Source organism: Salinigranum halophilum, assembly GCF_007004735.1.
Lineage (GTDB): Archaea > Halobacteriota > Halobacteria > Halobacteriales > Haloferacaceae > Salinigranum > Salinigranum halophilum.
In genome coordinates, this window is the sequence record NZ_ML660182.1 from 18,967 (window position 1) to 31,176 (window position 12,210).

General features: G+C 67.3%; 15 protein-coding genes. 6 read left to right on the plus strand and 9 right to left on the minus strand.

Features of this window, described 5'->3' with window-relative positions; all coding sequences use genetic code 11:
• The first annotated feature begins 33 nt into the window (after positions 1 to 33).
• Positions 34 to 1,278 carry an ArsA family ATPase gene (locus tag E6N53_RS00110; RefSeq protein ID WP_142855926.1) on the plus strand — a complete coding sequence of 415 codons (1,245 nt, stop codon included), beginning with the start codon at positions 34 to 36 and terminating at the stop codon, positions 1,276 to 1,278.
• Between the two features lie 10 nt (positions 1,279 to 1,288).
• On the opposite strand, the gene E6N53_RS00115 is transcribed toward E6N53_RS00110, so the two are convergent.
• From E6N53_RS00115 to E6N53_RS00130, 4 genes are all read right to left on the minus strand, one after another.
• Positions 1,289 to 2,119 carry an SDR family oxidoreductase gene (locus E6N53_RS00115; RefSeq protein ID WP_142855928.1) on the minus strand — a complete coding sequence of 277 codons (831 nt, stop codon included), beginning with the start codon at positions 2,117 to 2,119 and terminating at the stop codon, positions 1,289 to 1,291.
• Between the two features lie 68 nt (positions 2,120 to 2,187).
• The gene (locus tag E6N53_RS00120) at positions 2,188 to 2,994 is read right to left on the minus strand and encodes an endonuclease V (protein WP_142855930.1); all 807 of its coding nucleotides are present in this window, start codon (positions 2,992 to 2,994) and stop codon (positions 2,188 to 2,190) included.
• Between the two features lies 1 nt (position 2,995).
• Positions 2,996 to 3,919 (minus strand): rhomboid family intramembrane serine protease, encoded by a 924-nt coding sequence (locus E6N53_RS00125; RefSeq protein ID WP_142855932.1) that lies wholly within the window; start codon positions 3,917 to 3,919, stop codon positions 2,996 to 2,998.
• Positions 3,920 to 4,277: 358 nt separating this feature from the next.
• Complete coding sequence (locus tag E6N53_RS00130; RefSeq protein WP_136602035.1) at positions 4,278 to 4,811, minus strand: inorganic diphosphatase; 534 nt, start codon at positions 4,809 to 4,811, stop codon at positions 4,278 to 4,280.
• A 275-nt stretch (positions 4,812 to 5,086) separates the two neighbouring features.
• On the opposite strand from E6N53_RS00130, the gene E6N53_RS00135 reads away from it, so the two are divergent.
• Positions 5,087 to 5,446: a PadR family transcriptional regulator gene (locus E6N53_RS00135; protein WP_136588441.1), complete on the plus strand. Its 360-nt coding sequence runs from the start codon at positions 5,087 to 5,089 to the stop codon at positions 5,444 to 5,446.
• Here the strand turns inward: E6N53_RS00135 and E6N53_RS00140 are convergent.
• Positions 5,437 to 5,991 (minus strand): DUF7108 family protein, encoded by a 555-nt coding sequence (locus E6N53_RS00140; RefSeq protein WP_142855934.1) that lies wholly within the window; start codon positions 5,989 to 5,991, stop codon positions 5,437 to 5,439. The genes E6N53_RS00135 and E6N53_RS00140 overlap by 10 nt on opposite strands.
• Positions 5,984 to 6,577, minus strand: coding sequence for a ribonuclease HI (rnhA, locus tag E6N53_RS00145; protein ID WP_142855937.1), 594 nt, complete (start codon positions 6,575 to 6,577; stop codon positions 5,984 to 5,986). Before rnhA ends, E6N53_RS00140 begins: the two co-directional genes overlap by 8 nt.
• 116 nt (positions 6,578 to 6,693) lie before the next feature.
• Here rnhA and E6N53_RS00150 point away from each other — a divergent pair, with 116 nt between their 5' ends.
• From E6N53_RS00150 to E6N53_RS21515, 3 genes are all read left to right on the plus strand, one after another.
• Complete coding sequence (locus E6N53_RS00150) at positions 6,694 to 7,674, plus strand: transcription initiation factor IIB (protein ID WP_136588444.1); 981 nt, start codon at positions 6,694 to 6,696, stop codon at positions 7,672 to 7,674.
• Positions 7,675 to 7,881: 207 nt separating this feature from the next.
• Complete coding sequence (nreA, locus tag E6N53_RS00155) at positions 7,882 to 9,147, plus strand: DNA repair protein NreA (RefSeq protein WP_142855939.1); 1,266 nt, start codon at positions 7,882 to 7,884, stop codon at positions 9,145 to 9,147.
• A gap of 53 nt (positions 9,148 to 9,200) precedes the next feature.
• Entirely contained in the window at positions 9,201 to 9,461 is a 261-nt protein-coding gene (locus E6N53_RS21515; protein WP_142855941.1) for a preprotein translocase subunit TatA, read from the plus strand.
• Between the two features lie 10 nt (positions 9,462 to 9,471).
• Here the strand turns inward: E6N53_RS21515 and E6N53_RS00165 are convergent, their stop codons facing one another.
• The 3 genes from E6N53_RS00165 to E6N53_RS00175 all read right to left on the minus strand — a co-directional run bounded on the left by E6N53_RS00165 (position 9,472) and on the right by E6N53_RS00175 (position 11,023).
• Positions 9,472 to 9,942 (minus strand): DUF302 domain-containing protein, encoded by a 471-nt coding sequence (locus E6N53_RS00165; protein ID WP_136588447.1) that lies wholly within the window; start codon positions 9,940 to 9,942, stop codon positions 9,472 to 9,474.
• A gap of 99 nt (positions 9,943 to 10,041) precedes the next feature.
• Positions 10,042 to 10,605, minus strand: coding sequence for a CPBP family glutamic-type intramembrane protease (locus E6N53_RS00170; RefSeq protein WP_236639691.1), 564 nt, complete (start codon positions 10,603 to 10,605; stop codon positions 10,042 to 10,044).
• A gap of 133 nt (positions 10,606 to 10,738) precedes the next feature.
• A complete protein-coding gene (locus tag E6N53_RS00175; protein ID WP_142855943.1) occupies positions 10,739 to 11,023 on the minus strand; it encodes a DUF5789 family protein in 285 nt (94 codons plus the stop codon).
• Between the two features lie 177 nt (positions 11,024 to 11,200).
• Here E6N53_RS00175 and E6N53_RS00180 point away from each other — a divergent pair, with 177 nt between their 5' ends.
• Complete coding sequence (locus tag E6N53_RS00180; RefSeq protein ID WP_142855945.1) at positions 11,201 to 12,184, plus strand: cell division protein CdpA domain-containing protein; 984 nt, start codon at positions 11,201 to 11,203, stop codon at positions 12,182 to 12,184.
• Positions 12,185 to 12,210 lie beyond the last annotated feature (26 nt).

Sequence of the window (12,210 nt, forward strand, 5' to 3'; positions counted from 1 at the left end):
GGGTACACAAGGCTCGGCGGTCGAGAGCGAGACATGACGAACATCGACGTCGAGGCGGTCGACTCCGTGGACGAGGAGGGGGACGACGACCACGTTCACGACGCCACGGACGGGGCGACCGGCGCGGCCGACGGCGACGCCATCGAGGTGGAGATCGGTCCCATCGAGGACAGCGACACCGACCTGCCCGTCGGCGTCGACGCCCCCGAGTACGTCCTCTACGGGGGGAAAGGCGGCGTCGGCAAGACGACGATGGCGGCGGCGACGGCGCTCGCCTCCGCGGCCGACGGGACGGCCACGCTCGTCGTCTCGACCGACCCGGCGCACTCGTTATCCGATACGCTCGAGGTCGACGTCCCGCCGCGGCCGACTCAGGTTCGCGACGACGTGCCGCTTTACGCCGCCGAAATCGACCCCGAGGCGGTCGCACAGGGACCATTCGCCGGCGGGGAGTTCGACCCCGGTTTCGGCGCGGCCGACGCCGATGGTGGCCCCACGGGGGCGGCCGCCGGCCCGGGCGGAGTTTCCGGGAGCGACGAGAACCCATTCACCGGCGGCGCGGGCGACGACCCGATGGGGATGGGTGGGCTCGGCGACCTCTTCGGCGGTGAGTCCCCGCTGAGCGGACCGATGCCCGGTGCGGACGAGGCGGCGGCGATGCAGCAACTCATCGAGTACCTCGACGACCCACGCTTCGAGCGCGTCGTCGTCGACACCGCGCCGACGGGCCACACGCTCCGCCTCCTGGAACTCCCCGAGGTGATGGACTCGATGGCCGGCCGCCTCCTGAAGATGCGCGAGCAGTTCTCCGGGCTGATGGACGGCCTCAAGGGGATGTTCGGCGGTGGCTCCGAGCCGGAGAGACCGATGGCCCAACTGGAAGAACTCGCAGAGCGCGTCGAGCGCCTCCGGACGGTCCTTCGGGACCCGACGAAGACGGACTTCCGGGTGGTGATGGTTCCCGAGAAGATGAGCGTCCTCGAATCGGGGCGTCTCATCCGGCGGCTGGACGAGTTCGGGATCCCGGTCCAGACCGTCGTCGTGAACCAGGTGATGGAGAACCTGACGGAGGTCACGACCGAGGTCGACCCCGAGTGGGTCGTCTCGCCGGACCTCGACGGCTGCGAGTTCTGTCAACGGCGCTGGAAGGTCCAGCAGGGCGCGCTCTCGGAGGCGATGGAGATCTTCCGCGGACACGACGTCAAGCGCGTGCCGCTGCTGGCCGACGAGGTGCAGGGCGAGGCCGCGCTCCGGGTCGTGGCGGCCTGTCTGCAGTGAGCGGTCGAGGTCAGGAGAGTTTCCGCAACAGGCCGAACGCGCTGTCGCGCAGCGAGTCGGGGACGAACCGACCCAGGACGGCGACGGCGGCGACGGTTCCGACCGGGTAGCGCGCGGCGGGTTTCGTCGCCGACGCCGCGTTGACGATGTCGTCAGCGACCCGTTCCGGTGATTCCTCCCAGAACCCGCCCCCACCGACGGCCTGCATGTCGTCGAACGCCTTGTAGAACGAGTCGTACGCCTCCGAGCGGTCGAGTTCTTCCGCGGTGACCTCGTCGGCCGCCCGCTGGTCGAACTGCGTGTCGACCGGGCCGGGTTCGACGAGGACGACGTCGATGTCGTACTCGTCGACCTCGACGCGGAGCGCGTCGCTCATGGCCTCGAGCGCGAACTTCGAGGCGCAGTAGACGCCGCCGCCGGGAAACGAGAGCCGCCCGGCCACGCTGGAGACGTTGACGATGGTCCCCGACTCCTGCTCGCGCATGTGCGGCAGGACGGCGCGTGTGAGCCGGTGTGGGCCGTAGACGTTGACGTCGAACTGGTCGTGGACCTTCTCGGTGGGGACGTCCTCGACGGGGCCGAACTGCGCGTAGCCGGCGTTGTTGACCAAGCAGTCGATACGGCCGTGTTCGTCGACGATGCGGGAGACGACGCGGTCGACGTCCTCGGGGTCGGTGACGTCGAGCGTCGAGATGTCACAGCCACGGTCGCCCAGCGTCTCGATGTCGGCGGGGTTGCGAGCGGTGGCGTACACCTCCCACTCCTCGTCGAGGAAGGCGAGCGCCGTCGCGCGGCCGATTCCTGACGAACAACCGGTGATGAGGACCGTCTTGGGATGCACGGCGGTACGTCGGAACGCGGACAGTTAAGTGCCACCGATTGCGGAGGTTCGGTCGCGTTCTCCTGCCGTCACGCGTCTTCGAGGTACTCGGCTTTCACTTCGTCCGCGTACGCGTCCGCGAGTCGCGTCGGCTCCGGCAGTTTGTACCCGTCACAGCAGCGGACGACGAGGTCGGCCGCGGTCCCCGCGGAGACGCGGTGGCCGGGACTGACGTACAGGGGATTGATCTTTCGACTCGACGCGTACTGTCTCGACTGGACGGCGTAGCCGATGACGCGGCCGTCGGGGGCGTCGACGTCGCTGTCCGCGAGAATTGGCGTCCGCCACCCCTCGGGCCGGCCGTCGACGGACTCGCGGGGGCGACCACAGAGGAGCGACTTCGCGATGCCGACGCTCGGGCGGTCGAAGACGACGCCCATGTGCGTCGCGAGCCCGGCCTGTCGGTAGTGGATGCGGCCGCTCCCGTCGAAGAAGAGGAGGTCCGGGTCGGTCTCCAGTTCGGCGAGGGCGTCGACGATGGGGCCCCCCTCGCGGAACGAGAGCAGACCGGGGACGTACGGAATCGAGAGCGGGGAGACGGCGTGTGCGCGCTCGACCACTTCCCCACCCTGGAGACAGACCACGGCGCTGACGGCCGCGTCGTCGAGGAACGCCTGGTCGATACCGGCGACGACGGGCGCGTCCGGCCCGGTTCGGTCCCGGCCGCCGGGCCCGAGTGTCGACTGCGGTCCGTCGACACCGCTCCCGATGCGTGTGGGGTCGAAAGTGAACTCGTCGGCGAACGAGGCGGCCTCGGCGACCCGTCGCTGGAGCGTTTTCATCTCCTCGCGCGTCGCCGAGGCGTCGGGCAGGTACTGGGGGAAGTGCGGCTCCATCTCAGAACCGACCGCGACCCGGGCCGCCCGCGCCGCCGCCCCCACCGAACTGGAGCGACTTCGGCACGCCGACTTTCCCCTTCACACGGCCGCCGTACGCGAGTCCGACGACGAGGCCGACGAGGTGGGCGAAGTGGGCGACGTTGCCGCCGAGGGCCCCGACGCCGTTCGCGGCACCGAAGCCGGCGACGAGGCTGAACGCGGCGAAGCCGAAGGTGAGCACCCACAGTGGCATGGGGATGATGAAGTAGAGGTACACCTTCAGGTTCGGGTTCAACACGGTGAGCACGCCGAGGACGCCCATAATCGCGCCGGAGGCACCGACGACGCCGGGACCGAACGGGCCCGTCGTGACCAGCGTCGTCCCCACCTGCGCGAGCCCTGCGAGGATGCCCGCGCCGAAAAAGAGCGCCGTGAACCGCTTCGTGTTGAGGTAGCGCTCGACGACGGGGCCGAAGAAGTACAGCGCGATGCTGTTGAACGCGATGTGGGTGAAGCCGCCGTGGGCGAACACCGAGGTGACCCACGTCCACACGTACTCGATGCTCCCGGGGTTGAGGACGAACACGGCCTGCCACACGCCCGAGCGGGGCCCGAACCCGAGGACGAACGGGAAGAGGAAGTACTGCAGGGCGAACGTGATCCACATCAGCCCCAAAAAGAGGTAGCTCATGTTCCCGCGGAAGTAGCCGAGCGGGCCGCCCGTCGACGTCACCCGGTCGAGGACGCCCTTCGAGCGACCGCCCCGATTCTCGACCGAGTCGTCGAAGTCGCTCTCGAAGACGCCGGCGGGGTCGTTCCAGTCGTTCAGCCCGGGACAGTTGTGGTTCTCCGGGAGGCGATGCTCCCCGCAGAACGTCTGCCCACAGCGCCGACACTGGTACGGCAAGTTCTCCTCCTTGCCGCACGCGTCACACTTCGCCATTACGCAGGGTTAACGGCGTGGTGCTAAAAGGGATTGCCCTCCTGGGCACGCGTAGAACACACGACTCACGCGTCGTCTGGCTCGGTGTCGGCCGTCGACCGGGCGTCTTCGTCCGCTGCTGCCGGGGCCGGTGCGGGGACGACGGTCCGGTGGTCGATGCCGACGCGGGGACGGGTGGAACTCATCTCGGCTTCGACTACGTCGTTCGGCCACAAAAGATTACCCATGCGCATAATTCATCGTGCGGTTCCGCGGGAATAACCGAGACACATGACTCTCGAGGTCGGTCGTCCGACCGATGGGTCGGGCGTCGGCTCCCGCAGCCCCGACTCGCGGTGAGAAGATCCGGGTGTCGGGCTTACGCGAAGTTCTCCTCGTAGAGGTCCATCGCGTGCTCGATGGCGTCCTTGGCGGCCTGGGCGTCCTCCCAGCCGAGCGTCTCGACCTCTTTGCCCTCCTCGAGGTTCTTGTACGTCTCGAAGAACTCCGCGATCTCGGCTCTCGTCTGCGCGGTGAGGTCGTCGACGTCGGTGATGTGGTCGTAGCGGGGGTCCTCGGTGGGGACGGCGATGACCTTGTCGTCCTGTTCGCCGTCGTCGTCCATCCCCATCAGGGCGACGGGACGGGCCTCGATGATGCACCCGGGGAAGGTCTGGTCCTCGACGAGGACGAGCACGTCGAACGGGTCGCCGTCGTCGTAGTAGGTCTGCGGCATGAAGCCGTAGTCGGAGGGGTAGTGGACGTTCGAGTGGAGGACGCGGTCGAGGACGACACCGGGGACGTCCTTGTCGTACTCGTACTTGTTTCGCTCTCCCTTCAAACACTCCACGACGGCGTAGACGACGTCCGGGGCGTCCGGTCCGGTCTCCATGTCTTCCCAGAGATTGACCATACGTCTCCGTCCGCTGAGTAGCGCAAAAATCCGTCGGTATCGGTAGACGACCGGTTGACGGGCCGAGCGCGTCCGTTTATAACAGTCGGCGACCTGTCTTATTCATGACTACAAACATCACTCGTGACCGAACCGGTCACTATCTGCCGAAAACGCTGGAACACGGGCGTATACTGGATAAATTCTACTCACACACGTACTGTTTTAGCACTGAAAATACCGAAATAAATAATGGTACAAGAAGTGTTAAGTAGTCCGATGACATGTCCAGATATATGTCAGAGGCACAAACCCTGGGCACAGAGTCTGGCATGGCGCGGGACCTCACCGCGTTCCAACAGAACATCCTCGTCATTCTCGCCGAGGAGCCGATGTATGGACTTGCAATCAAGCGACACCTCGAAGATTACTACGGTACCGAGGTCAACCACGGGCGACTGTACCCGAACCTCGACGACCTCGTCGAGATGGGGCTCGTGAACAAGAGCGAACTCGACAAGCGGACGAACCAGTACGAACTCACCGACGACGGTCACCAGACCGTCCTCGACCGGTTCAACTGGATGCTGTCGAAGTTCGTCACGAGCGAGGAGCGCGCGGACGAGGTCCGCGAGCTCGTCGACGGTCACCTGTAGCTGGGTCGGTCACACCCAGCGGCGTCGAACAGGAGTCTCAACGACTCCTCTATCACCGCCTTTTGCTCCGCAGTCGGCCACGCGTTGCGCGGATAGTACTCCTCGAGGAACTCCTTCACCTCGCGGCCGGAGGCCGCTTCGATACGCCGCGTGTAGTGGTTCCCCATGAAGTCGGCGAACGCCCGGGCGTTCGCCGCGTGGACGACCCCGTGTTCCTCGCCGAGCCGTTCGACGAGGTCGGCGTTGTCGGCTTCGACAGCCTGCCACTCGTCGTCCGCGCCCGCGCCGGAGAGCGAACGTTCGACCGCACGCGAGAGGTCGTCCATCCGCTCGGTGCGTGCGACTCCGTCCTCGAACCAGTCAGACGGGTTCAACACGAGCGTGTCGTCGTCCTCACGGTAGCGGGCCGTGTAGCCGTGTTCGGCCAGGAGTTCGTCGCGACGGTCGCGGTGAGCCGCCGCCTCCTCGGGGTTCGGCACGTCACGTGCGAGTCGGGTCAGCCGTTCGGCCTCGTCGAGCAGTTCGTCTGGAAGGTCGTCAGCCATCGTCGAGCGCCTCGTTCGCTAGGGAGTCGGCGCGGTCGTTTATCTCCCGCGGAACGTGTTCGAGCGACCAGCGGTCGAACCCCGAGAGCAGTTCGAGTGCGGTGACGCGCCGCTCGCGCAGGTCGGGGTCGTTCGTGTTCCACTCGCCGCGGACCTGCTTGACGATGAGTTCGGCGTCGCCGCGGACGTCCACTTCGTCGAAGCCGTGGTCGCGGGCGACCTCCAGCGCGCGAATCAACGCCTCGTACTCCGCGCGGTTGTTGGTCGACTCGCCGATGCGCTCGCTCCCTTCGGCGACGACTCCGTCGGCCGTGACGATGGCGTACCCCACCGACGCCGGGCCGGGATTACCGCGACACGCCCCGTCGAAGTAGACGTGCGCACGACCGCCACTCTCGCGGAGGTGTCCGAGGAGGTCGACGGGTGTCGCCCCCTGCACGACCACCTTGTCGTCGTAAGCGACGGCGACGGCCCCCCCGTGCGACGCTCGCCACCGTTCGTACTCGGTGTTGCCGGGTTCGACGTCGACGCCGGCGGCTTCGAGCCGTCGGCGAGCCTTCTCTGGGTCACACGCAACGCTTGGCATCGTCCCCGCTTCGGGAACCACGTATTAAGTGCGTTCGTCCTCGCCGACACCGTGTGCCGCGTTCGCACGCCGGCCCCCACGCTTAAGTGTCAGTGGAGGTGGTAGTGAAAAATGTGATGACACGGCCCACCCGCCAACGGGAGCGCGACGGTGACCGTCGCCGATGGACCGCGGATGCGGACGAGGAGGAGGCGGACTCTGACGAGATCGACCTCGACGAGGTAGACTCGGACGAGATCATCCGCACGGGGGACGGCGAACTCATTCACGAACCGACGGGGCTCATCATCGAGGAGGAACAGATCGACCCGGGACCGGAGTGGCGGGCGTTCAACCACTCAGAGCGACAGCAGAAGTCCCGGGTCGGCGCGCCGACGACCCAGACGATGCACGACAAGGGGTTGACGACGACCATCGACTGGAAGGACAAAGACGCCTACGGCCGCTCCATCTCCTCGAAGAAACGCTCGCAGATGCACCGCCTGCGGAAGTGGCAAGAGCGCATCCGGACGAAGGACGCGGGCGAGCGTAACCTCCAGTTCGCGCTGAGCGAGATCGACCGGATGGCGAGTGCGCTCGGCGTGCCGCGGTCGGTGCGCGAGGTCGCGTCGGTCATCTACCGCCGCGCGCTCTCTGAGGACCTCATCCGTGGGCGAAGTATCGAGGGTGTCGCCACCAGCGCGCTCTACGCCGCCTGTCGCAAGGAGGGCATCCCGCGGTCGCTCGAGGAGATCGCCGAGGTCTCCCGCGTCGAGCGCAAGGAGATCGGTCGTACCTACCGGTACATCTCCCAGGAACTCGGCCTCGAGATGAAACCCGTCGACCCGAAGCGGTACGTCCCACGCTTCTGTTCGGAACTCGACCTCTCGAAGGAGGTCCAGTCGAAAGCCGAAGAGATCATCGAGACCACCGCCGAGAAGGGCCTGCTCTCGGGGAAGTCGCCCACCGGCTTCGCAGCCGCGGCCATCTACGCGGCCTCGCTCCTCTGTAACGAGAAGAAGACCCAGCGTGAGGTCGCCGACGTCGCGCAGGTGACCGAGGTCACCATCCGCAACCGGTATCAAGAACAGATTGAAGCGATGGGCATCCACAACTGAGTGGTCTCTCCTCTGTTCCCGTCGGCGAACCTTCTTGTGTGAGGACGGGCCCACCCCGGTCCATGCTGTGACCGTCCACCCGGACCGGCCCGCGGAGCGTGGTGCACCGGTTCACGGGCTACGATTCGCGCCACCGGCTCGCCAACGAGAGCGTTCGCCACCCGCGGACGAGTAAGGCTCAAGCCTCCGCTCGCACTACCTTCGCTGATGCGTCTCGACGAGTATCTCGACATCGAGGAGAACGAGCGTGCCGAGCGCCGTCGCCTCGTCGAGGAGAAGTCCTACGCCATCCTCGACCACCTCGAGACCTTTCAGGACCGATTCGACGAGGTGGTCCAGGGTGACTCGCTGTACGGCGGCGTCTCCCCCTCGATATTCGTCGGCCGTTCGAACTACCCCCGGGTCTCGACGGGCATCCTCTCGCCCGTCGGCCACGACGAGGACGCCGCGACGTTCGAGACCTCGGCGGGGTGGTACGACGAGGGGGTCTCCATCTCCGACGTGTTCGCGAGACGGACCTCGCTGCTCAACTCGAACCAGTCCACCACGGTCGATTCGGTCCACGACACGTGGGACGGCTTCCTCGGCGTCCAGCGTGAGGTCGCCATCTCGGACCGCCCCGTCACCGTCGAAATCGGACTGGACGGGAGACCCGACGTGGACCTCGACCCTGGTCGCGACGATATCGCCACGCCAACCGGTCCGCGTGCGCGGGCTCGGTCCGCACAGTTGGGTGAGAACCCCCACGTCCCCCGTCCGGTCGAGAAGACGCTGGAGGACGACGACTGGAACGCACAGGGGGCGATGACGTACCTGTACAGACGCGGCTTCGACGTCTACGACGTCAACACTATCCTCTCGGCGGGGGCGCTCGGACGGGGGGAGAACCGACGCCTGGTCCCGACGCGGTGGTCGATTACGGCCGTCGACGACACCGTGGGGCAGTATCTCCGTGGCCGCATCCGTGACGCTCCCTCCGTCGACACCGTAGAGGTGTACCGCAACGAGTTCCTCGGCAACGCCTTCTGGGTCGTTCTCCTCCCCGGCACGTGGGAGTTCGAACTCGTCGAACTGAAGGCGCCGGGCAGCGTCTGGAACCCCGACCCCGAAGCGGGCGTCTGGCTCGCCGCCGACCACGAGGGCCACGAGGGCCGAACCGGTTACGTCGAGGAGACGGCCGGCGCGTACCACGCCTCCCGCCTCGGCGTCCTCGAACATCTCGAGTCGCGGGGCCGGCAGGCGAAGGCGCTCGTCCTCAGACACGTCTCCGACGACTACTGGGGGCCGTGTGGGGTGTGGCAGGTCAGAGAGAGCGTCCGCAACGCCTTCGACGAGGGGGGGACGGCGGAGACGCTCGGCGAGGCAGTGCGCTCTGTCGCGCCGTACCTGCCGGTCTCGCTCGACCGTCTCCGGCGCACGTCGACGATGGTGTCGGGTGTCCAGGCGACGCTGGGAGACTTCTCCACCGAGTGAGTCGGCCGCCGCGGGCTCAAAGCCTATGTCGACGGCGACTCGTACCCTCCCTCATGGTCCCACTGTTCCCCGGTGTTCCGGGCGGGCCGGAACTCCTCGTCGTTCTCTTGCTCGCTGTCGCGCTGTTCGGCGTGCCGGTCGTCGTCGCGGTGCTCGGCTGGCGACACCTCCGTGGCTCCGGTCGCGTCGACGAACTCGAGGCACGGGTCCGTGAGCTGGAGTCGGAACTCGAAGACGTCGACGACGAACGAACCGAACACGGTCGTCCCGACGACGGCGGGGGACGGGGCACCGACGACGAGCCACCGCGCTGAGCCGTCGGCGTCAGTCGTCGGCTTCGGTCTCGACCGCCGTGTCGAGGTTCCCCCACGCCTCCTCGACCATCTCGCCCGTCGTGGCGACGATGTCGGCCATCTCGTCGTCGTCGGGTGCCATCCCGACCAGGCGAGCGATGCGCATGATGCTCACGTGGTAGACCTCCTGGACGCCGGGTTCGGTCTGCCAGACGACGACGTTACACGGCATCAGGCCGCCGAGCGTGTTGTCGCTGGCGTCGAGGGCGCGGTCCGCGACCGCGGGACTGCACGCACCGAGCACGTAGTAGGGGTCGCGGTCGGCCCCGATTTTCTCGTTGAGGAGGTCCGAGACGGAGAACTCGACGGCCGTCCCGAAGCCCGCCTGCGCGAACGCCTCGCGGACGTGCTCGATCGCCTCCTCGTGTTCCATCTGGAGTGTCGTCCGGTGCTCACCGATGTCCTCACCCGTGAGGACGGACGGATCGATTGGGAGCGTCATCGCCCGTCTCTTGGACAGCGACCGACGAAAAGGTATGGTAGTGTACCGTTCGTGCACGTATCTTCGGCTGAGTCGGCGCGACGCCGAACCGACCGTCACTCACAGCGGAATCGGCAGGAACGAGAACCACTCGATGACTCGCTCGGGGGGGAGAATCGGCGGGTGGAGGACGAGCCAGTCGAGGAGCACGAGGCCGAGCCCGTGGGCGACGATGGACGGAAGGATGGAGTTGGCGTCGTAGTCGACCGCACCGAAGAGGACGTCTGTCGGCCCCGACAGGAGCAGTTCGATGGGCGGCTTGCCGACGTGGTGGAGGGCGTACACGACCGGCGAGATGAAGACGCTCTTGAATCCGAGTTCGTCCCGGACGCCGACACAGAGGAGGCCGCGGTAGTACGTCTCGGCGGCGACCACGACCACGAACTGCTGGAGTGCGTGCGGGAGAAACGCCGAGAGCGCCGTCGACGTCTCCCACATCGGGTAGTACGCGCGGATGCTCGGGAGCGACGAGCCGACCAGATAGAAGGGGAGGACGAACAGCGCGATGAGCACGGCGTTTCGGAGCGCACGGCGGTCGACGCGCCATCCGAGATGCCGCCCGTGCGTGATGGCGAGCGCGGCCGGGAGGGCGATGAAGACCACCGTGTCACGCAGGGCGCGCATCGTGAGGTTTCCCCGGGGGACCTGCCACGCGCTCCAGAGGACCGAGAGGACGAGTCCGACGAGGAGCGTCCGCTGGACCCACGAGAGTTCCTCGAGTCGAGCGAGAGAGAACCGTTCGAGTCGCGGCACGCCCCTACTCGGTCTGGATGGGCGCGTCTCCGACCGCCTCGGTGACGGCCGCCACGAAGGACTGCCGCGTGTCGAAGTACGTGACGTCGACGTCTCCGAGGACGTCCGCGAGCGACTGGGGACCGGCGGGCGTGCGGATGACGCTGTCGCCTTCCTTCTCGATGACGCGGCTCTTCTCGTGTGGCCAGGTCAGTCGAGCGGCGACGCGCGCGAGTGGCTGCCCCTCGACCGCCTCGCCCTCGCCGAGTTCGACGACAGGCTCCTCCGCTGCTTCTTCGTCGTCTGCCATGCGCGTCGCTTGGCCATCACCGACAGTAAACTCTTCCCTTCCGTCCCGATTGGGGTGGTCTCGCTCGCGTCCCTGCCGTCGGCTCTCGGGGGCCACACACCCGCCGAGGGGAGACGTCGCCAACGTCTTGCGGACGTCTGACGTATCGTTTTGTGTCCGGGCAGTGTACTCGCGCCCATGACCAGTCTCTCGGAGGTGTACACAGGGGAGGGACGGTCGGGCGAACACCGCCCGGACCTCCGGCGGCTGTACGCAGGCGTCAGCCTCTTCCTCGTCGGCGCGCTCCTCGTACTGAGCGGGATTCTCGTCGCGGCGACGGACCTTCTCTACACGACGGCGACGCTCGAAGGCATCACGAACAGCCGCCACGTCGGCGGCGTCCTCGGCGGCCTCGGCGTCCCTGCGGTCTTCCTCGGTGTGTTGACGATTCTCCCCTCGGCGAAACGGACGCGGCTGGCCGCGCTCGTCGGGGCCGCTATCGCCGTCCTCGGTGTCGGTATGTTCTGGCACGCCTACCCGTGTCAGTGGTCCGGGTCGAACTGTGGAGCCGGGCTGATGGACCTCACGCTCCCCACCGTCGGTGTCTACTTCTTCGGCGTCATCACGACGTTCTGGTGGCTCTTCGTCGGCATCGCCAACTTCAAGACGCGGAACGCGCCCGGCGGCACCGTCCGGATGGAGGTCACCCGCCAGGGCGAGACGAAGGTCGTCGAGGTGCCACAGCCCGGTCCGGGCAGCGTCGGCCTCTTCGGCTCCCAGCCCGACGGCGGCGTCGAGACCCAGACGGGCTCCGAGGGGACCGGCGACGGCGCCTCGTGGAGTTCGGCGATGTTCTCCCCGACGGCCGACTCGTCGTCCGCTTCGACTGCTGCCTCGCGCTCGCAACCGGCGCCGTCGCGCTCGCCGACCTCCCCGGCGTCAGACGGCGGCGCGACCACCACCGACATCCGCTCGCCGCTCGACGGGAGCGGGGACGACGGCACCGAGTTCGTCCCCAACCCAGGAGACGAGCCCACCCCCCGGCAGGTCGGCGACCGCTACTGCGGGAGCTGTCAGCACTTCGATTACGTCCGGACCGGACAGGGCATCCAGCCGTACTGCGGCCTCCACGACGACCTGATGGACGACATGGACGCCTGCGACGAGTGGACGGCCCGCTGACGGCCCCGGTTCTGTTCGCCCCTCCG